25 protein-coding genes and 2 pseudogenes are annotated in these 25,163 nt (G+C 65.7%); 10 read left to right on the top strand and 17 right to left on the bottom strand.

Features of this window, described 5'->3' with window-relative positions; genetic code table 11:
• Nucleotides 1-507 precede the first annotated feature (507 nt).
• Nucleotides 508-4,524, top strand: coding sequence for an nSTAND1 domain-containing NTPase (locus QMK30_RS07605; RefSeq protein ID WP_283516412.1), 4,017 nt, complete (start codon nucleotides 508-510; stop codon nucleotides 4,522-4,524).
• Between the two features lie 577 nt (nucleotides 4,525-5,101).
• Here QMK30_RS07605 and QMK30_RS07600 read toward each other — a convergent pair.
• Nucleotides 5,102-5,500: pseudogene (locus tag QMK30_RS07600) on the bottom strand (tyrosine-type recombinase/integrase); the annotation flags it as partial.
• 54 nt (nucleotides 5,501-5,554) lie between these two features.
• Nucleotides 5,555-5,671: pseudogene (locus QMK30_RS07595) on the bottom strand (bifunctional DNA primase/polymerase); the annotation flags it as partial.
• Between the two features lie 116 nt (nucleotides 5,672-5,787).
• Between QMK30_RS07595 and QMK30_RS07590 the strand changes: the two are divergent.
• Nucleotides 5,788-6,159, top strand: coding sequence for a hypothetical protein (locus QMK30_RS07590; RefSeq protein ID WP_283516411.1), 372 nt, complete (start codon nucleotides 5,788-5,790; stop codon nucleotides 6,157-6,159).
• Nucleotides 6,160-6,161: 2 nt separating this feature from the next.
• Here QMK30_RS07590 and QMK30_RS07585 read toward each other — a convergent pair whose 3' ends face one another.
• From QMK30_RS07585 to QMK30_RS07535, 11 genes are all read right to left on the bottom strand, one after another.
• Complete coding sequence (locus tag QMK30_RS07585) at nucleotides 6,162-6,587, bottom strand: DUF6262 family protein (RefSeq protein WP_283516410.1); 426 nt, start codon at nucleotides 6,585-6,587, stop codon at nucleotides 6,162-6,164.
• Nucleotides 6,584-8,728 carry a tyrosine-type recombinase/integrase gene (locus QMK30_RS07580; protein ID WP_283516409.1) on the bottom strand — a complete coding sequence of 715 codons (2,145 nt, stop codon included), beginning with the start codon at nucleotides 8,726-8,728 and terminating at the stop codon, nucleotides 6,584-6,586. Before QMK30_RS07580 ends, QMK30_RS07585 begins: the two co-directional genes overlap by 4 nt.
• Nucleotides 8,721-9,857: a tyrosine-type recombinase/integrase gene (locus QMK30_RS07575; RefSeq protein WP_283516408.1), complete on the bottom strand. Its 1,137-nt coding sequence runs from the start codon at nucleotides 9,855-9,857 to the stop codon at nucleotides 8,721-8,723. Before QMK30_RS07575 ends, QMK30_RS07580 begins: the two co-directional genes overlap by 8 nt.
• A gap of 152 nt (nucleotides 9,858-10,009) precedes the next feature.
• Complete coding sequence (locus QMK30_RS38720; RefSeq protein ID WP_502963093.1) at nucleotides 10,010-10,828, bottom strand: DUF6303 family protein; 819 nt, start codon at nucleotides 10,826-10,828, stop codon at nucleotides 10,010-10,012.
• 40 nt (nucleotides 10,829-10,868) lie between these two features.
• Entirely contained in the window at nucleotides 10,869-11,063 is a 195-nt protein-coding gene (locus QMK30_RS07565; RefSeq protein ID WP_283516406.1) for a hypothetical protein, read from the bottom strand.
• Nucleotides 11,064-11,106: 43 nt separating this feature from the next.
• Nucleotides 11,107-11,358 carry a hypothetical protein gene (locus QMK30_RS07560; protein ID WP_283516405.1) on the bottom strand — a complete coding sequence of 84 codons (252 nt, stop codon included), beginning with the start codon at nucleotides 11,356-11,358 and terminating at the stop codon, nucleotides 11,107-11,109.
• A gap of 139 nt (nucleotides 11,359-11,497) precedes the next feature.
• The gene (locus QMK30_RS07555; protein WP_283516404.1) at nucleotides 11,498-12,229 is read right to left on the bottom strand and encodes a hypothetical protein; all 732 of its coding nucleotides are present in this window, start codon (nucleotides 12,227-12,229) and stop codon (nucleotides 11,498-11,500) included.
• A 1-nt stretch (nucleotide 12,230) separates the two neighbouring features.
• Entirely contained in the window at nucleotides 12,231-13,394 is a 1,164-nt protein-coding gene (locus QMK30_RS07550; RefSeq protein WP_283516403.1) for a hypothetical protein, read from the bottom strand.
• Between the two features lie 92 nt (nucleotides 13,395-13,486).
• Complete coding sequence (locus QMK30_RS07545; protein WP_502963085.1) at nucleotides 13,487-14,737, bottom strand: hypothetical protein; 1,251 nt, start codon at nucleotides 14,735-14,737, stop codon at nucleotides 13,487-13,489.
• A complete protein-coding gene (locus QMK30_RS07540; RefSeq protein WP_283516402.1) occupies nucleotides 14,734-15,042 on the bottom strand; it encodes a hypothetical protein in 309 nt (102 codons plus the stop codon). The genes QMK30_RS07545 and QMK30_RS07540 overlap by 4 nt, the downstream gene beginning before the upstream one ends.
• Nucleotides 15,043-15,133: 91 nt before the next feature.
• On the bottom strand, nucleotides 15,134-15,511 hold the full coding sequence (locus QMK30_RS07535) for a hypothetical protein (RefSeq protein ID WP_283516401.1): 378 nt from the start codon (nucleotides 15,509-15,511) through the stop codon (nucleotides 15,134-15,136).
• Nucleotides 15,512-15,701: 190 nt separating this feature from the next.
• Between QMK30_RS07535 and QMK30_RS07530 the strand changes: the two genes are divergently transcribed.
• Nucleotides 15,702-16,490 (top strand): GntR family transcriptional regulator, encoded by a 789-nt coding sequence (locus QMK30_RS07530; RefSeq protein ID WP_283516400.1) that lies wholly within the window; start codon nucleotides 15,702-15,704, stop codon nucleotides 16,488-16,490.
• 5 nt (nucleotides 16,491-16,495) lie between these two features.
• Nucleotides 16,496-17,254 (top strand): glycosyltransferase family 2 protein, encoded by a 759-nt coding sequence (locus tag QMK30_RS07525; RefSeq protein ID WP_283516399.1) that lies wholly within the window; start codon nucleotides 16,496-16,498, stop codon nucleotides 17,252-17,254.
• On the opposite strand, the gene QMK30_RS07520 is transcribed toward QMK30_RS07525, so the two are convergent.
• A complete protein-coding gene (locus tag QMK30_RS07520; RefSeq protein WP_283516398.1) occupies nucleotides 17,244-17,999 on the bottom strand; it encodes a GntR family transcriptional regulator in 756 nt (251 codons plus the stop codon). The genes QMK30_RS07525 and QMK30_RS07520 overlap by 11 nt on opposite strands.
• Before the next feature lie 48 nt (nucleotides 18,000-18,047).
• Here QMK30_RS07520 and QMK30_RS07515 point away from each other — a divergent pair, with 48 nt between their 5' ends.
• The 4 genes from QMK30_RS07515 to QMK30_RS38715 all read left to right on the top strand — a co-directional run bounded on the left by QMK30_RS07515 (nucleotide 18,048) and on the right by QMK30_RS38715 (nucleotide 19,816).
• Nucleotides 18,048-18,362, top strand: a complete 315-nt coding sequence (locus QMK30_RS07515; protein ID WP_283516397.1) for a hypothetical protein — start codon at nucleotides 18,048-18,050, stop codon at nucleotides 18,360-18,362.
• A gap of 91 nt (nucleotides 18,363-18,453) precedes the next feature.
• On the top strand, nucleotides 18,454-19,191 hold the full coding sequence (locus QMK30_RS07510; RefSeq protein ID WP_283516396.1) for a GntR family transcriptional regulator: 738 nt from the start codon (nucleotides 18,454-18,456) through the stop codon (nucleotides 19,189-19,191).
• Nucleotides 19,192-19,319: 128 nt separating this feature from the next.
• Nucleotides 19,320-19,583: a hypothetical protein gene (locus QMK30_RS07505; protein WP_283516395.1), complete on the top strand. Its 264-nt coding sequence runs from the start codon at nucleotides 19,320-19,322 to the stop codon at nucleotides 19,581-19,583.
• Nucleotides 19,580-19,816, top strand: a complete 237-nt coding sequence (locus QMK30_RS38715) for a DUF7848 domain-containing protein (RefSeq protein WP_502963084.1) — start codon at nucleotides 19,580-19,582, stop codon at nucleotides 19,814-19,816. Before QMK30_RS07505 ends, QMK30_RS38715 begins: the two co-directional genes overlap by 4 nt.
• 119 nt (nucleotides 19,817-19,935) lie before the next feature.
• On the opposite strand, the gene QMK30_RS07500 is transcribed toward QMK30_RS38715, so the two are convergent.
• Nucleotides 19,936-20,859 (bottom strand): FkbM family methyltransferase, encoded by a 924-nt coding sequence (locus QMK30_RS07500; protein WP_283516394.1) that lies wholly within the window; start codon nucleotides 20,857-20,859, stop codon nucleotides 19,936-19,938.
• A gap of 89 nt (nucleotides 20,860-20,948) precedes the next feature.
• Nucleotides 20,949-22,187: an amidohydrolase family protein gene (locus QMK30_RS07495; protein WP_283516393.1), complete on the bottom strand. Its 1,239-nt coding sequence runs from the start codon at nucleotides 22,185-22,187 to the stop codon at nucleotides 20,949-20,951.
• 181 nt (nucleotides 22,188-22,368) lie between these two features.
• Here QMK30_RS07495 and QMK30_RS07490 point away from each other — a divergent pair, with 181 nt between their 5' ends.
• Both QMK30_RS07490 and QMK30_RS07485 read left to right on the top strand, forming a co-directional pair.
• Complete coding sequence (locus QMK30_RS07490) at nucleotides 22,369-22,818, top strand: DoxX family protein (protein ID WP_283516392.1); 450 nt, start codon at nucleotides 22,369-22,371, stop codon at nucleotides 22,816-22,818.
• Nucleotides 22,819-23,107: 289 nt separating this feature from the next.
• On the top strand, nucleotides 23,108-23,668 hold the full coding sequence (locus QMK30_RS07485; protein ID WP_349362048.1) for a hypothetical protein: 561 nt from the start codon (nucleotides 23,108-23,110) through the stop codon (nucleotides 23,666-23,668).
• Between the two features lie 153 nt (nucleotides 23,669-23,821).
• Here the strand turns inward: QMK30_RS07485 and QMK30_RS07480 are convergent, their stop codons facing one another.
• Nucleotides 23,822-25,051, bottom strand: a complete 1,230-nt coding sequence (locus QMK30_RS07480) for an amidohydrolase family protein (protein WP_283516390.1) — start codon at nucleotides 25,049-25,051, stop codon at nucleotides 23,822-23,824.
• Between the last annotated feature and the right edge of the window lie 112 nt (nucleotides 25,052-25,163).

The following is a 25,163-nucleotide window of genomic DNA, read 5'->3' as shown; positions in this document are numbered from 1 at the left end:
AGCAGTGAGCGGCACGCGCCGGACAGTCTCGGGGCACGTCCCCTGCACGTGTCCGGCAGTCGCGTACAGGCCCACATGCACGCGCCGCGCCGTTCGGCGCCGGTCCCTCCCCTGTGAGGACCGGCGCCGAACGGCGCGGACGGTGTCGATCCGTGCTGTGTCGGCGTATCAGCGCGGATCGAGGTAATACCGGATCCGCGTCGAGACACAGAACGGTCCGGATGTGATCGGCTCCACCGGGCTGCTGGAGTTCAGGCGCCGAGACCGTCACCAGCGTTTCGCAACTGCAGCGGAAACCAGCCGAGTAAGTGCAGCGTCGTAGAGGCACTCCTCCGAGCGTCGAGCTGATGGCCTGACGCTGCGCGGTTGGTTTACCGCTACAACCTGATCCTGCCAGTTGCAGCTCCCGCCGAGGAGGTCCCGTCATCGTCCGGACGACTTAACCGCAGGTCAGACATATAAAGTGAGTTTTCCGGTCCGGATATCCATGTGCGTCGGAAGTAAGGGGTGGAGGCCTTGAGTTCCGACTCAGAGGCACGCACAGCGTTCGCGGAACGTCTCGCGCTGCTGTACAAGGAAGCCGGTAATCCCCCTCTCCAGCGCGTGGCCGAGGCGGTCGTCCGACTTCAGCGGGTCGACGAACGAGGTCGTCCTGTACGGGTGTCCGCCCAGCGGATCAGCGACTGGCGACGGGCCAGGAACGTACCTGCCCAGTTCGGCGCCCTCGCAGCAGTGCTGCACGTCCTGATCCCCGAAGCACGGCGCGACCAGCCCGCGCCGGTGTCCACGGGCCTGTACGACATGGCCCAGTGGCACCTTCTGTGGGAGCGCGCGGTGGCCGACCCGGTCGGTAGCCGCGCCGCAGCGGCATCCGCGGAAGACGAGGAACGGCATCAGGCTGAAGCCCCGAACGTCGCCGGTGTGTGCCCGTACCGGGGGCTGGCTTCCTATCGAGAGGTAGATGCCCGGTGGTTCTTCGGCCGGGAGCGGAGCACGGATGCCCTCGTTGCTCAGCTCCGCGCAGCGGAGAAGACGGGTGGCTTGGTCATGCTCGTGGGCGCCTCGGGAGCCGGGAAATCCTCCCTTCTGAATGCCGGCCTGGTGCCCACCCTGCAGAACGGCGCACTGAGCGACGAGAACAGCCAGTCGGGCCTGGTACTGCAGCTAATGCCGGGAGGCGATCCTCTCGCGGCGCTGACCCGCCACATACCTGAGCTCGGGCACGCCGTTTCTGCCGCGGAGGAACCGGCGGAGGAGGAGCCTCGTAATGCGCAATTCGCGCACGCGGTGAGGGAAGCCGTCACAGCATGGGCGAAACACGCGACGCCCTCCGTCGCCCGTCCGGTCGTCATCGTGGACCAGTTCGAAGAGGCGTTCACCCTCTGCTCCGACGAGACGGCCAGGCGCACGTTCATCCAGCTCCTCCACGCCGCGTGCTCGCCCACCGACGCCGCCGGCACCGCTCCCGCGCTCGTAGTCCTCGGCGTACGCGCCGACTTCTACGAGCAGTGCCTCCGGCACCCCGAACTGGCCGATGCGCTGCAACACCGGCACATGGTGCTCGGGCCGCTGACCAACTCGGAGTTGCGCGACGCGGTGACCGGCCCGGCCAAGGCCGTGGGGCTGGAACTCGAACCGGGTCTTGTGGAGCTGATCGTCCAAGAAGTGAGCACGGACAGTCCCCACGGGGCACACGACGCGGGAGTGTTGCCGCTCCTCTCCCACGCCCTGCTGGCCACCTGGCAGCGGCGGAAAACGGGACGGCTGACGCTGTCCGGCTACCGCGCGGCGGGAGGAATCCAGGGAGCGGTGGCGGCGACCGCCGAGCGCGCCTGGTCCGGCCTCGACGTGGCAGCACGCACGGCCGCGAGACTGCTCCTCCTCAGGCTGGTCCGGCTGGGCGAAGACACTCAAGCCACCCGTAGGCGGGGGACGCGGCGCCAACTGACGGAGGAGTCGACGGACCCGGACAAGACAGAGGAATCGCTCGAAGCACTGGTCCGTGCCCGCCTGGTGACACTCGACGCAGAGACCGTGGAGATCACGCACGAAGCGCTGCTCCACGCCTGGCCACGTCTCCGCGACTGGATCGACGAGGACAGGAACGACCACCTGCTGCGCCAGCGTCTTGAGGAAGACGGCAAGGCGTGGGAGGAGTCCGACCGCGATACGGCACTGCTCTACCGAGGTTCCCGTCTTGAGCAAGCCCATGCGTGGGCAAAGTCTGCTGGTGACACCCTTCTGACCCGGGGCGCGGTGACGTTCCTGGCTGCTTCGGCCAGGCTGCGCAGGCGTACGGTCTGGATCGCCCGCGGTGCGGTGGCGATTCTGGTCGTCCTGGCGGTGGTGGCTGTCGTCTCGGCGGGGGTCGCGTGGAAGCAGCGAGACGATGCGGTGTTCCAGCAGGTGGTCGCCGAGGCCGACCGCGCACAGTACACAGATCCGTCGCTGTCCGCTCAACTCGACCTAGTGGCGCACCGCTTGCGGCCGGACGACGAAGCGGCGAAGAACCGGTTGATCTCCATCGTGAACGCGCCGCTGGCCACACCGCTTCTTGGCCACACCGGTGCCGTCTACCTCACCTCCTTCAGCCCGAGCGGACGGCTCCTGGCCACAGCCAGCTACGACCGGACCGTGCGGCTGTGGGACGTGGCAGGTCCGTCTCACCCCAAACAGCTGGGCAAACCCCTGACCGGTCACAAGAGTTGGGTGAGCAGCGCGGTCTTTAGTCCGGACGGCAGCACCCTCGCCAGTGCTTCGGACGACGGCACGATCAGGCTGTGGAACGTTCGGGATCCGCGCCACCCTCGCCCGCTGGGTGGACCTCTGACCGGCCGCGGCGGCACGATCTATCTGGTCGCCTTCAGCCCGGACGGACGCACCCTGGCCACGGCCAACGACGACCACAAGGTCCGCCTGTGGAACGTGGAGGACCCGGGCCGGCCGAAGGCGCTCAGCGCGTTGCCCGGACACACTGCCGCTGTGCGCTCCGTGGCCTTCAGCCCCGACGGGCTGACACTGGCGGCCGGTGGTGACGACGGCACGATCAGACTGTGGGACATGGCCGACCGACGGCGCCCGAAACCGCTGGACAAGGTACTGACCGGCCATACCGCCACCGTGCACTCCGTGGCTTTCAACCCCGATGGCCGGACTCTCGCCAGTGGCAGCGCGGACGACACCATCCGGCTCTGGAACGTGACCGACACCCGTCACGCGGAACCGCTCGGCGCGCCGCTCACCAGCCATACCGGCCCCCTCTGGTCCGTGGCCTTCAGCCCCGACGGGACCACGCTCGCGGCCGCCAGCGCGGACAGCACCGCAAGTCTGTGGAACGTCAGCGACCCGGCCCACCCGTCACAGGTCGGCGAGTCCCTCGCGGGCAGCAGCGGGGAGATCTACGCCCTCGGCTTCAGCCCCGACGGGAAGACACTCGCCACCGGGAGTGGTGACAACAAGATCCGCCTGTGGTCGATACCGACGTCGGACATGCTCGGCCGTATCGGAGCGTTCCGCCCTGACGGGAAGGTGCTCGCCACGGCCGCGCGCGACGACAAGGTCCGGCTGTGGAACGTGGAGAGCCCGAACCGGCCCGCGTCACTGAGCAAACCCTTCAGGCCTGCGGAGGGGGATGTACGTTCGCTGGTGTTCTCCCCCGACGGCCACACGCTCGCAGTGCTGACGGGAAGCCGCGCATTGCAGCTGTGGAACGTCACCGACCCGGCTCGGCCTGTCCCATACGGGCCGCCCGTCGCACTGGAGACAAGATTCGCGGGCTCCCACACCCTGGCCTTCAGCCCGGACGGGCGCACGCTGGCAACCGCTCGCGACGACCGCACCATCCAGCTGTGGAACGTCGCCGACCCGGCCCACCTCCGTCCGCTCGGCCCGCCGCTCACCGGTCACACGGGCTACGTCAACTCCCTCGTCTTCAGCAGGGACGGACGGGCTCTCGCCAGTGGCAGCGCGGACGGCACCATCCAGCTGTGGAACGTGACCGACCCCCGTCGTGCCGCCCGAATCGGCACTCCTCTCGCGGGGCACCTGGGCCCCATCAACACCCTCGCCTACAGCCCGGACAGCCGTGCCCTGGCCAGCGGCAGCGATGACGGCACGGTCCAGCTCTGGAACATCACCGACCCCCTCAAGACCGACGGGCCGGACTCCTCCCTCACAGGCCACACCGACGCCATTGTGTCGCTGACCTTCAGTCAGGACGGTCGCACCCTGGCGAGTGGCGGCAACGACAACAACGTGCGCCTCTGGGATGTCACCCGCCCCTCCAATGCCTCTCCCATCGGTCAGTCGATGAGCCCCAACGCCAAGACGGGCGGTTTCTTGTCGTTCAGCCCGCAAGGCCGCATGCTCGGCGTTTCGAGCGGCACCGATACCGTCCGGCTGTGGAACTTGGACACCGACGAGGCGATTCGCCGTATCTGCTCCACCACTCGGAGCGTTCTGACACGGGAAAAATGGCAAGATTATCTGCCTCGTCTTTCTTACGCGCCGCCCTGCGACGAGTAACGGTTCACTGCCGCTGAACTGCGGATCACGTTACGTGATCTTGCTCACAACTCCTCATTCCAGCAGGTTCGTTGCCTATCCCTACACAAGCAGCCTTGTTACGGTTGGATACAGCCCGGTCGCTGGTGCATCCCCCGTCTCCAGCGACCGGGCACTCTCATGAGCTCACCCTGCGGTCGCTACCGCGAGCTCATCATGTACAGGGCATCAGGTTGCGCGATGCTCTTTGGTACAGCGGGGTAGGAAGCTCCAATTAAGGCAAGAGCTCTTCCTTCTCCCCGGCAGTCAGCCAACTATCTCCGACTCATCTCAGTGGCGGGGCCACGCTTCGTGACGGTGAGCCTCGTATATCGCAGATCAGGCCCCACTCGCTTGTTACCAAACCGGGCCTGATTGCTGCTCACGACGACCTTTCTGTTGAGCAGCCGTAGATCCCGCCAACCCGACAGATAAGTAGCAGGCCAGGGCCGGCACTCCGCGAAGAGTGCCGGCCCTGATTCGTTCACGGCGCCTTTTGGCGAGTGGCTTGAAAGTGGTTCACGGGAATGGACTCCCCGATGCCCTTACTGACGCGCCTTCAGCAGCTCGTCGAGACGGCCACGGGTGACCCGGGTGACATCGCCAAGCGTGCGTCCAGGGATTTTTCCCATGTCTCGGTCAGGGCCTGCAGGAGCCTCCTCCGCATCTCCGTTGTGATGTGGGAGTAGCGGGCCTGTACTGAGCCGTCCTCGTGGCCCAGGCGCTCGTCCATCAGCTTTGACGGTGTGCCCCGCTCATCCATGAACGTCTTGTGAGTGTGCCGCAGCCCGTGGGGAGTGAGACCCCGGGCAATCGGCAGCCAGCACGCCTCAGCCCTCCCGGAGGCGTTCCAGCCGCGTGCTGGCACGCCCGGCCAAGGGTGAGCCAGCACGGGCACCGGGTGCGCTTCGTTCGGGGCCCGTTTCGGATACCAACCCGTCGTGGCCGGCTGGAACAGGGTTGGCGGCGTTCTCGCTCATGCGGCCCTCCGGGCAACGGTGCGGGGGCGCTTGGCGCCGACGACGTAGCCACCGCCCGCTCGGCTATCGATCTTCCAGCCCAGTTTGCCCGCGGTGTTGCGAAGCTCTACGTCGTTCGGGGCGACGAAGTACAGGTGCCTGCCACCGGACGTTATCGATGGTTCGTCTCGCTAGCCTGGCATTCGTCCCAGTTCAGGCTGCTGATGCGATCGATGGAACGTTGTTGTCGGTGCGGGATGTCGGCATCGGGTGATAGGTATTCGCCGTGGCGAAGTTCATGGTGGCTGTCGACAGTGGCGCGAGCGGATGGCGGGTCGACCTGGAGGCGCTGACGGCAGCGATTCGGGCGAGATGGGCAGGCGTCGAGATCGACTCGATGCATCACAGCGAGGCACGAAGCTTCTGCTGGGCCTTCGAGACCGAGAATGGTCCGGGCGAGGCGTATCTGCATGAGGACGGCACCTGCCTTTATCTGGATCTTTGGCAGGATGACGCCGCGTGGTTGGCGGTCGTGTTCCGCTGGCTCGCTCCTGCGGGCCTTGACCTCGTCTTTTGCGACGAGGGATACAACTTCGATGTCCGGCTCCGGTCCGGTGTCAGCGACGACGAGCTGATAGAGCTGATGACCGAGGCCTGATTTCAGCAGGGTCCGCTGGATCGACCGCCGCGGTCCAGTTCGCGGCGGAGGTCGAGGTTCTCGCCGTGGGCCTGCTCCAGCGCATCTCGCAGGGCCTGTACTTCTTCTCGGTGCTGCTTCTTCAGGCGGGTGATCTGACTGGTCAGCGCGAGGACGAGGGTGCTCTGCTCGTCGGCCGGAGGCGTTGGCGCGGGAACCTGCTGGGCTTGGGCACGGAGTCGTTCGATGCGTCCTCGCAGGTCGGGGTGGTTATAGAGGAACGCGTGAGAGACGGCGGCCTCGCGCTGGACGGCCTGGAAGGTGATCGGCTCACCGCGTTTGACCAGGGTGCGGATCGCCTTCTCGGCCGCGGCGGTCTTGGCCTGGGACTTGGCCTTCGCGGCGGTGGCAAGTGTCTGGGTGCGCTTGGTGCGAGCGTCGTCGGTCATGGCCGAGTCCTTCGGTGACGGTCGAGGTCGAGGGTGAGGGGGACAGGGCCGGTGGGGGCAGCGCTGCAGCCAGCGCCCTGGACGGCGCGTCCGGGCTTGGAACGGAGGGTGTCCAGGAGCTTGGTGAGGGCCGCGTGTTCGGCCCGCCGTTGCAACATCCAGACGTTGTCCTCGGGCATCGGGCGGCCATGCCGTTCCTGGAACGCGGTGGTGCTGCGGTTGATCAGGGCCTCGGTCTCGGCCAACTGTCGTTCCAGAGAGCTTTGATGAGAAGCGTCGGTGACGAAGACCGAGCAGGTCAGGCAGGCGTTTCCCTTGTCGCACTTCTGCAGGGGCGGCAGCATGCACCAGCCGTGGGGCAGGAACCGGTCAGCGCGGTTGAACAGGTGGAGGCTGTCGTGATCGTTGTGGGAGAAGACGACGTGGGTGCCATCCGCCTTCAGTTTGGCTGTGGCCAGGAACGCCTGCTCAGCGTGCTCCTGGCGAGCGGCGATGTAGTGCATCGACATCGACGGAGTGGCATGCCCGGCATAGCGCATCAGGACGTGAACGGGCAGGCCGAGCTCGGCGAGCCGGGTCAGCTTGGTGTGCCGGAACCGGTGCGTGTGACTGAGTTTCACCGGCCTGCCCTTGCCGTCCCGGATCTGGACGATGTCGCTGAAGTTGCGCAGGGCCCGGCCGTAGGTGCCCGACGAGTAGGGCTTGGTGCCGGCGAGGTTGCTGATGCGCTGGGTGAACAGGAACCGGGGCTCGATGTTCGGGAACTGCTCGCGTACCCACTGTTGCTGTTCCTCGATGACCGCGGCGACTTCGTGGTCGATGAGGATGGTGTCGGGCGCGATATCGATCTTGCTTTGGGCATAGCGGAAGCGGACGACCTCGCCGTCAGCGTCAGCTGGCTTGTCGGCTGGCGAGAGGCAGCCGAACTCGCAGATACGGACTTCGCTGGCCCGTCGGCCGGTGAGAATCTGGAGAAGGATCATGCGCATGGCCTGCGGATCGCCGAACCCCTCGGCGGGGACTTGGGTGCCGTCGTTGCGGGTGACGGTCATGTGCTGCCCGCGTGGCAGTCCGATCAGGGGCAGCGCGGCTGTGATCTGCGCGAGGGCGTGATCATCGACGTAGTGCTCGTCGTTGAGATCGTGCTGCCGTGGCGTGCGCAGGGATGCCTGGTGAAACCAGCTGGCCGCGTGTGCTTCGGTGACATGCCGCCAAGGCGAGGGCCCGAGAATCGAGCGGGCTTCAGCGGAATTCTCTGCCATGAACGCGAACAGTTCGCCGACTGCTTGCAGGTCATTGTTGATGAGGCGGGGGTGCACCACGCCCTTCTGTGACCGGTCTCGGGGACGCTGCCAGCGGTTGGCCGGGTCCGCGATCCATTGTCGGAACGCGGCCGCGTGGGCGGGCGCCGACGCCGGGTCACCGAGGACGTCCGTGGCGTCGTCGAAGGTGACGGCAAGCCACCGGTCGAATCGCACCAGGAGCCGGGCTTGGCTGATGGTGGACCAGCGCAGGGTGCCGGCCTCCAGGCTGGTGCCCAGGTGCCACTTGACGGCGGCGCGAAGCCAGCTGTGGCTGATTCTGCCGGGGGTGACACGGTTGCTGTTCGGTTCACGTGGGGAGATGGGAATCCTCGGATCGCAGCGGGGATGCCATACGTCCAGCTCCCACCAGTGCCCGTCGTGACTGCGGGCGATCATGGCCAGTCGGGCGAGCCGGAACAGGGCCCGCAGGCGGCTGCGGCAGCTTTCTGGAGGCAGCCGCTTCCAGCGGGTCGCGTAGAACCAGCCGAGCAGTGCCTCTGCCGTCTCCCAGCTCATCTCCCGGACCGAGGCCGGGAAGGGTTTGTTCTCCTTCATCGCCCGAAGCAGGGCGAGCGCGAACTGGTTGATCGGCTGGACCGAGGCTGGTGTGCCGTCCACGTTTTCCTGCCAGTGCGCCATCCAGGCCAGCTCGACTTGGAAGGTCTCGGGCAGCCCGGTCAGTCTGATGTTGTCCTTGTGGGCGCCGGGGGCAGTGTGCCAGCCAGGGACGTCGGGGCCGATGACCGGGCCTCGCCAGGCGTCGGGCAGATCAAGGCGGAGGCGCTCGACCGGGTCGACCTGACCGGCCACGCGCAGTCGACGAAGATCTTTACTCACTGCCGGCCACCTGCCATCCGCTTGTGTACGACTTCCAGTTCGCTGCGGCCCGCAGTGCCTCGTCCTCCCGGACCCAGCCGTATAGGTCGAGCGTGGTCTGCACGTGTGCGTGCCCGAGGCGCCGGGAGACCACCCACTCGGGCGTGCCGGCCAGCAGAAGCGCGGTGGCGTGGCTGTGGCGGAACCAGTGCGGTGTCCACAATGTCGGCCCGATCTTCTTCTTGCGCAGGGCGGCGGTCTTGTCCCGCACTGTCCCTTCCTGCAGGGCGGCCAGCAGCGGGGGCCTGTCCAGGTTCACCAGCAGTGGCGAGTCCGTACCGATCTCCATACCGAACTCCCCTGCCCGGCAGGCGAGATGGGAAAGGTAGTCGGCGAACAGCCGCTCCAGATCAGTGCCGACGTAGACCCGTCTCGGGCGCATCATTTTCACCCTCGCCCCGTTCGGGTTGCCCTCGCGCGGGACGATCTCGACGTAGGGCGTGCCGCCGCGGCCCATGATGAAGTCGCAGATCCGCAGGCCGAGAGCTTCACCCAGGCGCATCCCGGTCTCTGCCAGCAGGGCGAACAGCAGCCGATCGCGCAGGTTCCCGGCCCACTCGCCGCCGAACGCGTCCGGTCTCGCGCAGCCGTCCAGGATCGCCTGGATCTCGGGCGGCAGCAGAAGCGGCGGGCGCCCGTGATGACGCTGGCGCCGGACGCGGACCAGCGAGGACGGGCCCGGCGCGGTTCGGGCGTCCAGGTGCGCGAGCAGTCCGCGGGCCGGAGTCCGGCGCGGTGTTCCGCGCATCAGCCGGCCCGCGACCGGCACCGCGAAGACCGCTTCCTGCCAGCGGTAGAAGGAGATCAGCGCGGCCAGTCTCGCCTCCAGCGTCTCCAGCGACGGGGCGTCCTCGGGCTCGACCAGGACGTGCTCGACCGTGCGGCCGTTGCGTAGCCAGGACAGGAACCCGGCGACCGCTGGAACTCCGAGATCGCGCCACTTCGCGGTCTCGTCTCGTTGTTCGAGGAACGTCCACCACTGGGCCAGCGAGGTGGCATAGCCGCGGACAGTGTTGGGAGACCAGAGGTGTCGGTGTGCCTCCAGCCACGCCTCGACCGGGGCGACCGTCCGGTATTTCTCATCGATCACGGTCCACGTCCGCTGACCGCCGGATGGGCGGACCGCCAAGCTGTGTGCCACTGGTGCTGTTCCGTCTCGTTGAAGAACTCCCGTTGATAGCAATGCTTCAACGACGCAGAACCCTCACAGTGACGCTCGTAGCAGACATAGAAGAGAGGGGCTCAGCCCCCGGTGATAACGCTCGCAGTCCGGACAGTGAAGGTCTCGCCGGGGCAGGACTGACCATGCTGTTCGGCGAGCATCGCGAGCATGTCCGCACCATCGGTCACGCCCGAGGGCGTGCACATGGGCGGGAAGTCCTGATCGTGCTTGGGCACGTCCAGGTCGATGACCACGAGCCGGGAGGGTCCGGTTGCGATGCCCAAGTTATACGTCCCTGCTCTCCAGCAGCGGGCGACGACCTCAGCATCGGTCGTAGCGCGCGGCTCCCAGGAACGGACGGCCGGGCTCTTGGCGCCGGGGACGAGAGGGGCGACGTGCCAGCCACGCTCAGCCGCTTCGCGAGCGGCGTCGGCCAGCGGGAGAGGGGTGTTGTGGTGCATCCTGGTAGCACCTCCTGTTGCTTGGATGGGATGGGAGTACCGGGGCAGCGGGTGTTCGTTGACCCGTCGGCCGCTGCCCCGGGTACAAGTCAGGAGCCCTGTGTGAGGCTCTCTGGTGACACCGTCAAGACGGCGATGAGTTGAAGGTTCGTTGGCGTCCTCCTCGGTCCCCGGGGCTTCGGCCCAGTCCCAGAGTTCGCCGAGGTGACCCCTGGACGGGGTGTAGCCGAGTGAGCTGAGGGCACCGATGCGAGCCGTGACGGTGGGGATGCCCTTACCTGCGGGAAGCAGAGCCTCAGGCCACCGGATCGCGCCGTAGATGACGACGTAAACCCTCCAGTGAGCACCGTCCCGCGTACGGGACATCTGCGCGGTGAACTCGCTGCGCTCCGTGCTCACTGAGACCTCCGGGCTATCACGCAGGTGATCTGCGGCCATGAACTTGAGGCCTGTGTGCGTTGGACCCATGGCCAGCTCCTCAGGTGCGAAGGTCGGCGATGGTCTGGGCGATTGACGTGGTGATGTCGGTGATGGGGCCGGCAGCGCCGGTCCCGGCGACGAAGAAACCGAAGAAGAACAGCACGAGGGCTCCGCCTGCTCCGACGGACTTGGACTTGAGGAGGAAGAACGTGATGGCGCCGAGTAGCACGACGGCGGAGATAGTCACGGCCATAGCAGGGAACTCCGATCGCAGGGCAGACAAGGGCGGAGCGCGGTCAGCGGGTGCCGTTGCGGTAGGTGCGGGCCCACAGGTTCCACAGGTGGCGCCCACGCCGTATGCGAATGCCGTGGCCGTCGCAGCGGCGGCAATGCTTGCCGCGCCTGGGTTTGCCACTGCGGGTGTGCTTGAGCTTGAAGCCGAGGCCGTCGCACTTGTAGCAGCGGCCGAACGGATTCGCGGCACAGACAGCGGCATAACAGATTGTGAAGAGCAGCAGGAGGGCGCTAGCGAGCAACGGAAGGGTCACGAGGGGCCTCCAGGGCTGGTTTCCGGGGTATGAGCACATCAATCGATAGACGCTAGTGACCAGTTCAGGCACGGTTCTGGTTGCTAGCGAGGTTGCTAGGTCTAGCGAGGAGAGTCGCTAGACCCAGCAACGTTTCGGGCTACTTGGCCGCCCGCTTCTTGTCACGTTGACTGATTGCTTCGATGATGTGCTGGCGGTCGATACCGCGCCGGTTGGCGCCCTTGCCCGCGTCGGTCTTGCCCCAGACCTGTTCGGTCTTGATGCCGTAGGACTTCAACGCGGCGGCCAACTGGTCAGCCTTGGCTCGGCCTTCCAGCTCGGCCCATGCGCCGTAGGCATCGGGGTTGAGCTGGGCTAGGCGGTCCACAACGGTCTCGGACCACACCTTGTCTTCCTTGCGTCCGAGCACCGCGCCGATGTCGTCCAGGATCGCGTCGGCGCCGCGGGAGGAGATGACCTGGCCGGCCGCGTCACCCGACAGCGTGCCTTCGTCCTCCCGCAGGGCGCGAGCGCGGACGAGGATCGCGTCCGCGTCGCGTCCGTCGGCGAGGTAGGTGCGCACGATGCCGGACTCGTCCGTCATCCCCTTGAGCAGACCCACGCCCTTGTGGGACTTCAGCAGCCGGGAGGCATCCAGGCCTTCGCTGTAGGATCCGGCGCCCAGGACCACGTCCGAGACCTGCCAGGATCCGGCGCGCAACGAGAACCGGGCCTGGTGCTGGTCACGCAGCACCGACGGGCAGGCGGTGTCGTCCGGCTTCTGCGTGCTGTTCATGACCGACACCCCCACTGCGGGAGCGACCCGAGCGAGGTAGACCAGCAGTTCCAGAATGGTCTTGCCGTGGATGGGGTGGGTCAGGTACTCCTGCACCTCATCGGCGGGGCACCGCACCGACCAGCAGCGACAGCCATAGCAAGGTGGCCATGACCGGGTTGCCACGCTCGTCCACGCCCCAGGGGAAGGGCTTCCAGAAATCTACCCGGGTGGCACCGAGCAGCGGGGTACGACCGGCTGGAACGGCGAGCGGGTCGCGGTCAGCGATCCACAGCGACACCCGGCGCTCCGACGACAGGTCCGGATCCAGGAAGATCTGCGTCGGGGCGATGTCGATACCCGAAGCCAGCGCCCGGCGCTTGGCCAGCGCATCGTTGAAGCCCTTGCCGTACGGGAGATCGACCACGACGCGCCAACCGTCCCCGTCCCGGCCGATCGGCCGAGGAAACGCGATTCCCTGGTCCTTGGTCGTCAGCCCGGCCGCAGTGAAGGCACGAGTGATGACATCCGACGACAGCTTGCGCTTGCGGAAGGCCACCCTCGCCCGGTCAATCAGCGGCCGGTCAGCCGGCGTCCCCGCCACACCAAGAGCGGTGGTCATGGTGGCAATCGCGAGCGTGAGCAGCCAAGAGGCCGCCATCACGTACACGGTCAGCGCAGCCGCCAGTCCGACGAAGCCGGAAAGCGTGGCGATGATGCTGCGCAACTTCACCCGCGCGTCCCGCTGCCGCGACAGCTTCAGGTACTCGCGCGCATCCTCCGAAGCCACCGCAGCCAACCGCAGCGCCTTGCCCTCGGCGTCAGACACCCATCGGCCGACCGCGGCCGACCAGCGCCACGCGCCGCGCGGGGAGTAGACCAGCAGCTTGGGTACGTAGACGCACGGCAGGCGAACCGCGTGGTAGCCGACCATGGTGGAGTAGTGCCGCATGGCCCACTTCCGCACGGCTTTGCGCTGGTCGGGCAGCTTCACCCAGTCCGGCAACACCGGCTGGCGTGCCTTGTCGTGGGCCGCCATCCACTCAGCAACCGATGGCGGGTAGACCGCGCGCGGCGCGTCGACCGGTGCCCCTTCCTCGAGGTCCGCCGTTTCCGGGTTGTCGGCGTCCGGGAGCTCTGCTTCCCACTCCCCGGGCTTGACCTCCTCTTCCTTCTTTGCCGGGAACTGCAGGACCGACGCCGACACGGTGTTCTCAGCACCGCCCACCATCGCGTCGTCCGGCTCTTCTTCAGGCTCGTCAAAGACGTGGATCTCAGACACGGTAGGTCTGCTCCTTGTGTGGAGTGGAAGGGACTCGGACGGCGCTTTGGTCGGCCGATCGTCCGGGCCTCGCTTGGCGAATCTGAATGCCGTCAGAGCTGGTCGAGGTCGCTTTCTCCCCGGCCGTTCACCAAAGTGAGTTGGCCGGAGACCGGCCGAGGGCCGCGGTCGACGTCGAGCTTCACGAACACGCTGTGCACGTAGCTGGGAGCACGCGTGGCGCGTCTCGCGGTCTCCCGGACGCTGATCCCTTGGGACCAGCCCTCCTCGATGACGGCCTGGGCCTCCGTGGTGCCCAGCTTCTGCGGCTGCGCGTCTTCCTTCGGTGCCACCTCATGGGGCGAGGGATGTTCAGAGGGGTGTTCAGGTGAACGCGCTTCCGCGTTCACCTCGTGAACTGGTCGGACATCGGGAAAAAGCACCTGCGGGTAGCTGCGACGAATGCCGTCGGTGGCCTGCCTCATCTGGTCACGTACCTGGGCAGACAGCGCGGACGCCGCAGGGTCTACGAGGCGCACCTCCCATGGGGAGGGCAGTTCAACAGTCGCCAGGGCCACTGCATGCCGTCGCACCGCGAGCTGATCAAGGAGCGTGCGGCGTTGTTCAGGGTCCGTACCTACCGAGGCACGAGCCACTGCAACCGATAGCCGCCGAACAGTCCGGCGCTCACGCCATCCGCCGCGCTTCCTCGGCGGCCTCTCCGCGAGCCGCGCGGCCAGGGCCACCGCTTGTACGGTGGCGCGGTCCTTGGTGATCTGAGCTGCGCTTCTGTCGCGCTCGGCGATCCCGAGCCGGGAGAGGAATCGCTCCCGCAATTCCCGGCTCAACAGCGCGGCGAGACCATTTGATTCAGCATCCGGCTTCCGGTGCCGAAGCTCGATGCCCATGGCGAGATGCCACAGCATCGCGGCCATGACCGGTCCGACGAATGCCCGAACCGTTCCACCGACGAGCCCCGACTCGGAGTACGCCGGAATGATCTGAACTCCAGTGATCACCCACACCAGAACGCCCGGCGCGCCTGGCGCGGCGTTGGGGCCGTTGAGGTTCTGCCGAGCCATGAGCGCGGTGGCAAACAGAGCCAACTCGGCCGCTCCGAACATGGCCGCGCGTTCAATCGAGCTACCCATGTCCAAGTAATGAGCGGCGAACCGCCAGGACGTATCAGCGCTGTAGGCGGTACACCCTGCCGCAGCAACAGCCGCGACCCGAACTGCGGGTGTTCCCCTGCGCTCATTTCCACGCATCCTGCGCAGGATGCGCCACGTCAACCACAAGACCACAAGAGCAGCAGCGGCATAGAGGGCGACGGCGCTCCAGGGGCGGAAGGTAGGCACTGTCATGCCGCTTCCTTCGCCCAATCCGCCGGCTTCGAACTGGTCTTGTTCCTCAGCAACACCGTGCTGCTGAGCTGCTTCGCGTAGAGGGCGTTCAGCCAGGCAATCTCATCGGTCTCGCCCAGCTCCTGCAGCTCGATCAGCACCTCACGGGCCACCTCCAGTCGAGCCGCACGCTGCTCGGCGGATTCTCCGGCCTGGCCGAGGAACAGCTCCCGGAAGTCCTGCGGTTCCCAGTCCTCGAAGCCGTAAGCCAGCTCCTCGACCTCGAAGGCATTCAGGGCCTCCTGGTCGCCTACGTACGTACGCATTAGGTCTCTCCTAAGTCCTGGATGGGATGGGAGAGCCGGTGACAGCGGGCTTTCTTGACCCGTCGGCCGCTGTCACCAGCCGAGGGAGTACTCAGACGTGAAAAGCCCGGGGGCCGGTCAGGCGCAGGCACCACTGATAGGCGGTCATGACCGCCGAATAGGAGCCGAGGCCCGCCAGGAACATCAGCAGCCAGCCACCGCCCAGCTCCTGCGCGGCCCGGAAGCCGCAGATCGCGGCGAGAACGGCGAGGGCGAGTACACAGCGAGTCGCGAGGAGTCGGTCAGTCGCCATCAGCCTGGAGCACCGAGCCACAACATCCAGGAACTCGGGCTCCGCGAGGTGAACCGCCCCTCCCGAGAGCCGAAGCGCCACCAGGATCTCGCCGTCGTCCTGGGCTGCGTGCCCGGCCACGGTGCCGATCGCCATAGTGCTGCGATCGCGGACTACATCACCAATTGCGATCTTCATTGGGAATCCCCCCTGGGATTTGGAGTAGCGGCAGGACGCTGGAGACGGGCACAATCCCAACTCCTAAGGACCTCCTGTCCTCAAGATCTCTTTAGGACTTGCGATGACTATGGCGTAGCTCCCCCACTCGTCAAGACCTCTTGAGGACTTGTATGCTGCGAGTCGCAGAAGATCAGGACGGTGAGCACCAATGGCAAAGGCATACGAGCGAATCGCGGATGACCTCCGCCAGCTCATCCGCACAGGTCAGCTCAATCCTGGCGACCGTCTCCCCTCGGAAACGACGCTGGTCGAGCAGTACGGGAAGAGCCTCCCGACCCTCCGGCAGGCGCTCAGCCTCCTGCAGGCCGAAGGGCTGGTCGAGAAGAAACACGGCCGCGGCAACTTCGTGCGCCGCCCTCGCACGATGGTGGAGCGCACCAACGGCCGGCACCAGTGGGAGAAGGACCGCGCCCGTGCACCGGAACTCGCACGCGCGCAGACGGGCGCCACCGAGCACGACACCGGCCTAGAGCTGAACGACTTGGTTTTCCACGCGGCATACCGCGAGATCAAGGCGGATAAGCAGCTCGCGGACTCCTTCGGCGTTCCCGAAGGGACTGCCCTCATCGAGCGCATGTACCGGACGCGTTACCGCGCCGAGGGCGCACCATTCAACCTGGTGTGCTCCCACCTCGTCCGCGACCTCGTTGCGGAGAACCCCGATCTCCTGGACGCGACGAAGGAACCTTGGCCGGGAGGCACCCAGAACCAGCTCTACACCGTGGGTATCGAGCTGGACCGCATCGAGGAGCGCATCACCGCTCGCCCCCCGACGGCGGAAGAGGCGGAGGAACTCGACCTGCCCCCGGGGACTGCAGTCCTGGTTCTGCGAAAGACGTCGATCGACACCGACGATCGCGCCGTGGAGATCTCCGACGTCATCTTGCCCGGCGACCGTACGGAAATGCTGTTCACCACCCAACTGGAAAGGTGGTGACCGCCGTGCGTCGGCGCATCATCATCATCACTGCCGTTCATGAGCCCTCAGCCAAGTTCCTGCCGGACGCGTACAAGTCCCTGCTTGGACAGGAACTCCCTGAGGGGTGGGACTGGCATTGGGTCATCCAAGAGGACGGCCAGGGCAACGCTGTCGCACCTCACGTGCCCGACGACTCGCGAGTGACCTTCCGGCAAGGCCGGCCAGGCGGCCCGGGAGTCACCCGCATGATGGCCATGGCCCACGCCGATGGCGAGTACGTCAAGGTTCTGGACGCCGACGACCAGTTGACGCCCGGTTCCCTGGCTCGCGACCTGGCCGTGCTCGAAGGCGACCCCAGCATCGGATGGGCGACCTCGCGCGTCCTGGACTTCCTGCCCGACGGCTCCACCCTCGGGTTCGACCAGGACCCGGACGACGGCCCCATCGAGCGGGAAGCGGTACTGGATCATTGGAAGGCGAACGGCTTTCGCGCGCAGGTCCACCCGGCGACACTCTTCATTCGCCGCGACCTGATGCTTGCCCTCGGTGGATGGATGGCTCTGCCGGCATCCGAGGACACTGGGCTGCTGCTCGCACTGAACGCCGTCGCCCGCGGCTGGTTCACTCGCGAGGCCGGACTGCTCTACCGCAAGTGGGAGGGACAGGCGACCAACCAGGCCTCCCACACTGATACCGCCGAGCGCGATGCGCGCATGGCGGTTGTGGAGGCGAGGGCCCGATCCCTGGCGTACTTGCAGTGGCGCTACCCCGTCAAGGGCTAGTCGCTGCCTCGTAGACGATCTCGCACAGGGCTGCGGGGACGACGATGTCCGCCGTCTCTACCGCTCGGCCATCGTCGCTGTAGTAGGTCCGCCGAATATGCGTGACCAGTACGGCCTGCGGTACGCCGAGGAGGCCTGCCTCCTCGGCGGTCGCCTTTCGCGGCTCCGGCTGTTCCACCACACGGTCAACGGTGATCCCGATCTCCGCCATGCGGCGAACCACACCGATTCCGGCATGAGGACCGCCCTCCGGCAGCACCACGAACGTTCCGGCCGTGATGCTGTACGGCTCCCAACTCGTCGACAGATAGACGGGCTTGTTGTCCGTCAGGAACTCGTACGCCGTCCGCACGCAGAGGTCCCCCTCGGTGATTCCGAGGCGCCTGGCAATGTCTGCGGGAGCCGGAATCTTGGCCTCGGTGCGTGTCTCCCACGATCCCCACTTGCCGAGCGCGGACATGTCCGCACGGAACGGCGGTCCTCCGGTCAGCTCCCGATGCAGTGCCCGGACCATCCGCGCACGCGTCCGCGGCTCGGCGACGTAGGTCCCTGACCCCGTACGACCTTCGAGAACTCCTTGCGAGATCAGCAGTTCTTGCGCGCGGCGAACGACGTTGTCACCCACACCGCATTCCTGGGCAAGTTGGGCACGGGACGGTAGCCGGTCTCCTGGCACCCATTCCTGACTCGCGATGCGCTCAGCGAGCTCTTCAGCGATCCGAAGGTAGGGCGGTTGCTCACGCATATAGAAAAATCTAGTCCACTACCTGTAAGGTAGTTAACCACCTTAACCATGAGTGATCTCACGGCTATGGAGGAACGCCTTGTGCCCTCACCTGAAGTTCGTGCCGACACGATCTTCGAACGACTGGCCGCCGCTGGACTCATCCCGCAGGTGACGGACTACTCCGATCACACACACATCGAGGCGGAAGTACCCGAATCACTCTCCGCCGAGTCGTGGCGAGAGGTATTGGCGCTGCTGGCGACAGCCGACTGGTCCGGCCAAGTCGACAGCAGCGCGAGCGGCCTCTCCGTATGGGCCGCTGTTCGCAAGGACACCACCGCGACAGTCGGCATTTTCCGAGGGCGAAGCCATCAGCCATAGGGAGCTGACCAGCATGTTCGCCCAAATCCGCCGATCTGCAGCACCGGTCATGCAGCACCTCACCGCCAAACGGAAATGGTGATCCACAGCTATGGCTGTCCGCTACCAGCACATCGCAGACGATCTCCGGAACCTCATCACGACCGGCGCACTTGCAGCGGGGCAGCAACTACCCCCGGAGGAGGAACTCGCCTCCCGGTACAAGGTCAGCAAGCCGACTCTGCGGTACGCATTGGAGCTGCTCCAGGGCGAGGGCCTGGTGGAGAAGTTCCACGGCCGCGGAAACTTCGTCCGTCGGCCGACCCAACGCATCACGTACGTCAACGACCGCCGCGCGGCAGATCAACAGGTTGCAGCCCCGACCGAGCTTCATGTCAGCGTCAGCACAAACGAACTGGACGCACCCGCCGACCTGTCCGCGCTCCTGCAGGTGCCACTGGGCTCCCAGTTGACCGAGTACATCTACCTGAGTCATCAGGGAGTTTCAGCGCTCAGCCTGGCCCGCGTCTACGTCCCCCGCTCTGTGGCGACCTTCAACATGCCCGAGACGAGCCGGTCACCTTGGGGCTGCGACGTCCGGGACCACCTTGCCGCAGCTGGCATCCAGTTCGCAGCGGTGGTCGAACGGGTGACCGCCCGGCCGCCGACCCTGGCAGAGGCCCAGACGCTAGGCATCACCACGAGGGCCGCCGTGCTCGCAGTCGAGCGCACGTGGACGGATACCACCGGGCGCGTCGTCGAAGTGGCGTTCCTCGTCCTCCTTGGCGACCGCACCGAGGCCGTCTTCATTACGTCAGAACACGACCAGGAGCTGGAGACATCCCAGTGACGTACAACCCGAACAAAGAACTGCCCCCGTCTCCTGAGCAACAGACCGATTCTCGTCTCCGACTACTTCCATGGGCCAGCCCTGAGGGGAATCCGTGCTACTTAAGCTCGGACGGCTCCGAAAGCCTCGTGTCGCGGATCGCCGATGAAGTAGAAGCGGAACAACTGACGTACGGGTATACGGCGTTGACATCTGTCCAAGGCGTTGTGGCGGCCCGGGATGCGGACCCACAGGACCTTCGTCTCGCTCTTACCTTCGTGACCGATGCTCTCGGCGCCGCGCTGCGGATCGCGACGAGCAGAGGTGCGCGCCTGCCCGCAGCGAACTACGACGAGCCCGCCGACAGCAACGATGGCGATGAGCCTGACTTCGAGTCCGAGGCGTTTCGGTGAGCCGCGCTGCGGTCCGCTACGTGCGACACACGCTCCGACATGCGCCCGAGGGCGGTATCACCGCCGAAGCGTTCTGCGTCAACGACCGGTGCAGGGCTACCTCCGGACCGATGAACGACGCGGACAGCGCCCAGATGTGGTGCCTGACTCACACGGGCCGGACTGGACATGAGCTGTTTCGGCGGGTGTTCACTGACCTTGCCCGGGTATCCCGAGAGGAGGACGAGTCATGACGCTTGCCGATTGCGACGCTTGCGCATGGTGACACCGGGAAGACAAAGCCTCAGCGGCACTTCCGTTCTTCCCGTCCGGCTGTGGCCCGGCTTCCCTTTCCAAGGGGAGCCGGGCAGTTTTATGGAAGCGTCTCGGCCTCGACCCGCGAAAAGATCAAATCACTCTCGTCCACGACAGGCCCCCGCCATCGAACCGGCACGGAGGAGGCGCCACGTATCGCCGCTGGATAGGTCTCCGGGGCGTACTCGTTGGCGAGGCGGTAGGCGTGGAAACCATGGTCACGCATCGTCTCCATCAGCTCTGCGACAGAGTCCCCGAGCTGAGCCATCCGCTCAGGCGTGACCTCGACAGTGATCTCGGCATCCGGGCGGAGCTGGTCGAGCAGGGAAGCCATGCCTTGCACTACGCCCCCCTCTGCGCCCTCTACATCAATCTTGATCACTCGGGCACTTGCGATCTCTGCCGCGCTGAGCATCGCCGTCAGCGGGTGCGCCTCGATCTCGAACGTAGATTCCGCGGGGCCGTCGTAAGGAACGATGCTGTTCGCGCCCATGTTGTGCGAGCTGGCGAGCGTGAAAGTCAGCAGCCGCTTGCTGTCGGAGGCAGCAGCGTTGACCGCGCGAATGTTACGACAGGCGTTGAGTTGAGCATTCCGCAGAACGGCATCATGAAAGGCCGGTGATGCCTCGATCGCCACTACCTGGCCCTCATCCCCGACCAGGCGCGAGGCAAGGAGGCTGAAATAGCCGATGTTGGCCCCGACATCCACGAACGTATCGCCGGGCCGAAGCCGGTGCTTGAGCCACTGCGTCATGCGCGGCTCCCACACCCCGAACAGGTACATGTAGCGCTGGATGAGGTCCTGGGTATCGACAGCGAATTCGGCGCCGAACTCAGTACGGGTGAGGCGCCGGCGCGGGTACTCCCGCAACCGTGGATTCAGGTATGTCGCGGCCATCGGCGCCTTGCCGATCGAGCCTGGAGCATGGCGCACGTACCAGCGACCCAAGGTGACCAGGGCCTCTGACGTCTGCTTGCTCATTCGATTGCCTCTCCGCAGAGTGCCACCCCAACCGTAGTGCTGAGGGAAAGTGCGCCCTCAGCACCCACCGTCGTGGCCGGCGCCCCAGCTCAGGCAGTTACAGCAGCCGCCCGGTCCCGATCGAAGGACAGGTCCAGCATACGGATGGCGTTGCCTCGCAGCAGCTTGTACACCACGTCCTCCGGAAGGCCTGCCATATGGTCAGCAGCCACCTGCTTCGTGTGCGGCCAGGTGGAGTCGACGTGCGGGTAGTCGGTCTCGAAGGTGGCGTTGTTGACGCCGACGGCGTCGATTGCGGCGATGCCGTGCTTGTCGCGGAAGAAGCAGCAGAAGATCTGCCGGTAGTAGTACGTGGACGGCGGCTCGGGGATTAGATCTTTGACCCCACCCCAGGCACGGTGCTCCTCCCACACTGTGTCGGCACGCTCCAGTGCGTAGGGAATCCAGCCCATCTGCCCCTCGCTGTAGGCCAGCTTGAGGCGTGGGAACTTCACCAGGACACCGCTGAAGAGGAAGTCCATCATGGACGCCATGGCGTTGTTGAAGCTCAAGGCCGCCTGGACGGCGGGCGGTGCGTCCGGCGAAGCAGCCGGCATCTGTGACGAAGATCCGATGTGCATGTTCACGACGGTGCCGGTCTCCTCGCACACTGCGAAGAATGGATCCCAGTAACCCGAGTGAATCGACGGCAGCCCGAGGTACGTCGGGATTTCGCTGAAGGTCACCGCACGGACGCCGCGCGCGGCGTTCCTCCTGATCTCGGCTACCGCAAGGTCGATGTCCCACAGCGGGATGAGACACAGCGGGATCAGCCGGCCGCCGCTGTCACCGCACCACTCCTCCACCATCCAGTCGTTGTACGCGCGCACGCAGGCGAGACCCACCTCCTTGTCCTGCGCCTCGGCAAACGTTTGCCCACAGAAACGCGGGAAGGTGGGGAAGCAGAGCGATGCCTCCACGTGGTTGACGTCCATGTCCGCCAGGCGGGCCTTCGGGTCCCAGCAGCCTCGCCTCATCTGCTCCCGTGTGATGCCGTCAAGCGTCATCTCGTCCCGGGAGAAGCCAACCGCAGCAATGATCCTCTTGTACGGGAAGACCAGCCCCTCGTACCTCCACCAGTCGGTGAGCTGGCCGGCCGGATCCGTGGTGAATCGGTACTTCCCACCGATGTACTGCAGCTCGCCGATACCCGCAGTGAAGGGCTGCGGCCCCTTGTCGCGGTACTTGGCCGGAAGCCAGGTATCGAAGAGGTGAGCGGGCTCAATCACATGGTCGTCCACGCTGATGATCCTGGGCAGATCCGTGGCGTCACTCGCATCGCTGGTCACGTCGGTTGCCTCCTGCTGCTCGCCGGTTCCGCCCGGCCCATATCTGACTACTCGTCAGATTTAGGTTATGGGCTCACCTGATCAACAGCAAGCAGATGGAAAGAACTTCACCCCTTGCGAGATCGATCCGCATCAGCTGAACTGACGCATCGTCAGTTCAGCGCGCAGAGAGGGGTACACGATGCAGTCGATCTGGTTCAGCGGGGCCGAGTGGCTGGCCGTACTTCGAATCGGTCTCGGCCTGTGGTGGTTGGAGAGCTGGCGCCACAAGGACAAGTCAACATGGTTCGGCGGCGGGGGCATTACCTGGGCCGCGGGCATCGCCGACAAACATCGCTGGCCCTTCGTGCGCTATGGTTTCAACCGGTTTGCGAAGCCGTACCCGCGCCTGATGGCGTACATCGTCGCCTACGCGGAGTTGGCTCTCGGCCTCGGCCTCATCGCAGGCTTCCTGACGCCCATCGCGCTCGTCTGCGGGCTCGTGCTCAACCTGATCTATTTCATTCTGATGATTCACGACTGGGGCGAGCAGGGGCAGAACCTGATGATGGCGCTGATCTCCGTCGTCGCGCTGTTCGCCATGAGCTGGCAGAACTGGTCAATCGACAACGTTCTTGGCTTGTTCCTGTAGTTGAGCGCTCTCAACTCGGCATGGCCTGCCGGAGCAAGCAGCTGAAACAGGGGGAGTGTCACAGCTGTCACAGCGTCACTCCAAGTGGCTCGACCTGCCCGGATGACCAAAACCGGGGCAGGGACACCTCCTGTTTCAGTGCCTTGTAGCTTCTCGTAGCTCCGACGAGCGGCGGATGGTCAGCCGCAGGGCCTGGGCACAGCGGCATGGCTCTTGGGGGGACGCGTCTCGCGTCTCACTCCTAAGATCCTCTAGACATCTTTAAGTCTCATGTCTGGGGGACCAGTTGGTGGCCGTTGAGCAGCTCGTAACGATTGCAGCCGTGCTGCTGGGCGCGCTCACGACGCACCTGGCGACTTACGCCATGGAGCGGAGCCGCAACCGGTATGTGCTGCTAACGCGGTGGGACGACAGGAAGATCGACGCGTACGGAGGTTACGTCGACAGGGTGCGAGCGAGCATCTTCCTGGCTGTACAGCTCTACGAGCACAAGGAAGGTATCCGTCCGAGCGGGAAGCCCGAGGCCGATTTGCTTGAGGAGCTGAGGGAAGCTTCTCGCATGCGAGGGCGGGTATTCGAGCAAGTCATGCTGCTCGGCGGTGATGCCGTCGTAGAGGCCGGCCACCAGCTGAACGCCGCAGCTCTGCAGCTCGATTGGCAGGCCGAAGGCAAGATCACCGGAACTTTGGACGACTGGCGTGCACGGAGCCGTGCGGCATTCCGAGAGATCAACGAGTTTCACGAAGCTGCGCGAATAGACCTCGGCGTCCAGGGCCGCGTCACCGGCGAGCAGCACCCCGAACGGGATCTCCTCCTACCCCCAGCCCGCCGAAACGACGACACAAGCTGATTGCATCAGAGCAGGGCCGGGGGCGGACTCGGTGGCTGACGCTCCGTTTCCAGTTCCGACCCTGCCCAGAGCGGCGCCAGGAATCGTAGGTCCGCACTCACGTACGGCACCCAGTCACCCCCCAGCCCAGCGGTTGAGGACAAGCCTGAACCATCAGCCGGACGCCGAACTGGACCATAAGCCGTCCGGGGTCAAGCCGAGGAGGTCGATCGCGTTGCCGCGGACGATGCGCTCCACCACCGCAGGCGCCAGGTGGCCCATCTGAGACTCGCCTACCTCCTTGGACTTCGGCCACGTCGAGTCGCTGTGCGGGTAGTCCGTCTCGTACAAGACGTTCGGGACACCGATCGAGTCGAGGTTCTTCAGGCCGAACGCATCGTCGAAAAAGCATCCGTAGACGTGCTCACGGAATAGCTCCGACGGCGGACGAAATACCTTGTCGGCCACGCCACCCCAGCCGCGGTTCTCCTCCCAGACCACGTCCGCGCGCTCCAGTACGTACGGGATCCACCCGATCTGACTCTCGGCATACATGATCTTGAGGTTCGGGAAGCGGTCGAACTTGCCGCTCATCAGCCAGTCGACCATCGAGAAACAGCAGTTGGCGAACGTGATCGTGGACCCGACGGCCGCCGGTGCATCCGCAGACGTGGACGGCATGCGCGAGGACGAACCGATGTGCATGGCAACTACCGTGCCGGTCTCGTCGCAGGCCTGCAGGAAGGGGTCCCAGTAGTCCGTGTGGATGGACGGCAGCCCCAGGTGCGGAGGGATCTCCGAGAAGCAGACGGCCCGGACGCCACGCGCAGCATTCCTGCGTACCTCGGCGGCAGCCAGCTCCGCGTCCCAAAGCGGCACCAGCGTGAGCGGTATCAGCCGGCCCTGCGCCAGCGGACCGCACCACTCCTCGACCATCCAGTCGTTGTACGCCCGCACCCCGAGCAGGCCCAGCTCACGGTCCTTCGCCTCGGTGAAAGTCTGGCCGCAGAAACGCGGGAACGTCGGGAAGCAGAGGGCCGACTGGACGTGGTTGATGTCCATGTCGGCGAGGCGTTCGGGGACGGAGAACGACCCCGGGCGCATCTGCTCGTAGGTGATGCCTTCGAGCTTGATCTCGTCGCGGCTGTAGCCGACGGACGTGTCCAGGCGAGTGAGGGGGCGATGCAGGTCCTCGTAGATCCACCAGTCTGCGACGGGGCCGTCGTCACCGGGTGCGCCCATGAGGGGGGCGAACTTGCCGCCGATGAAGGTCAGCTGCTTCACCGGCCCGCGGACGATGCGAGGACCGATGTCGCGGTACTTGGACGGGAGTCGGTCCCGCCAGACGTTGGGAGGCTCGACGGTGTGGTCATCCACCGAGATGATCTTGGGGAATGTCTCCATGGGCGCAACGGTAGCGTCGATCTGACGATCCGTCAGCTATCAAGCCTGTCGCGGACGTGACGGGAATGGTGACCGCGAAGAAGGCTTGGACCTCAAGAAGTCCGTGCACTTG

Origin of the sequence: Streptomyces sp. H27-C3 (assembly GCF_030063415.1) — a bacterium.
Taxonomy (GTDB): Bacteria; Actinomycetota; Actinomycetes; order Streptomycetales; family Streptomycetaceae; genus Streptomyces.
The sequence above is the reverse complement of the archived record's forward strand: the minus strand, read 5'-3'. Positions and strand labels throughout refer to the sequence as shown.

Coding starts and splice junctions, on each gene's coding strand:
- QMK30_RS07585 (WP_283516410.1), bottom strand. CDS start 6,587: ATGACCGACGACGCTCGCACCAAGCGCACCCAGACACTTGCCACCGCC.
- QMK30_RS38720 (WP_502963093.1), bottom strand. CDS start 10,828: ATGGCCGCAGATCACCTGCGTGATAGCCCGGAGGTCTCAGTGAGCACG.
- QMK30_RS07565 (WP_283516406.1), bottom strand. CDS start 11,063: ATGGCCGTGACTATCTCCGCCGTCGTGCTACTCGGCGCCATCACGTTC.
- QMK30_RS07545 (WP_502963085.1), bottom strand. CDS start 14,737: ATGACAGTGCCTACCTTCCGCCCCTGGAGCGCCGTCGCCCTCTATGCC.
- QMK30_RS07540 (WP_283516402.1), bottom strand. CDS start 15,042: ATGCGTACGTACGTAGGCGACCAGGAGGCCCTGAATGCCTTCGAGGTC.
- QMK30_RS07535 (WP_283516401.1), bottom strand. CDS start 15,511: ATGAAGATCGCAATTGGTGATGTAGTCCGCGATCGCAGCACTATGGCG.
- QMK30_RS07530 (WP_283516400.1), top strand. CDS start 15,702: ATGGCAAAGGCATACGAGCGAATCGCGGATGACCTCCGCCAGCTCATC.
- QMK30_RS07520 (WP_283516398.1), bottom strand. CDS start 17,999: ATGCGTGAGCAACCGCCCTACCTTCGGATCGCTGAAGAGCTCGCTGAG.
- QMK30_RS07515 (WP_283516397.1), top strand. CDS start 18,048: ATGAGTGATCTCACGGCTATGGAGGAACGCCTTGTGCCCTCACCTGAA.
- QMK30_RS07510 (WP_283516396.1), top strand. CDS start 18,454: ATGGCTGTCCGCTACCAGCACATCGCAGACGATCTCCGGAACCTCATC.
- QMK30_RS07500 (WP_283516394.1), bottom strand. CDS start 20,859: ATGAGCAAGCAGACGTCAGAGGCCCTGGTCACCTTGGGTCGCTGGTAC.
- QMK30_RS07490 (WP_283516392.1), top strand. CDS start 22,369: ATGCAGTCGATCTGGTTCAGCGGGGCCGAGTGGCTGGCCGTACTTCGA.
- QMK30_RS07480 (WP_283516390.1), bottom strand. CDS start 25,051: ATGGAGACATTCCCCAAGATCATCTCGGTGGATGACCACACCGTCGAG.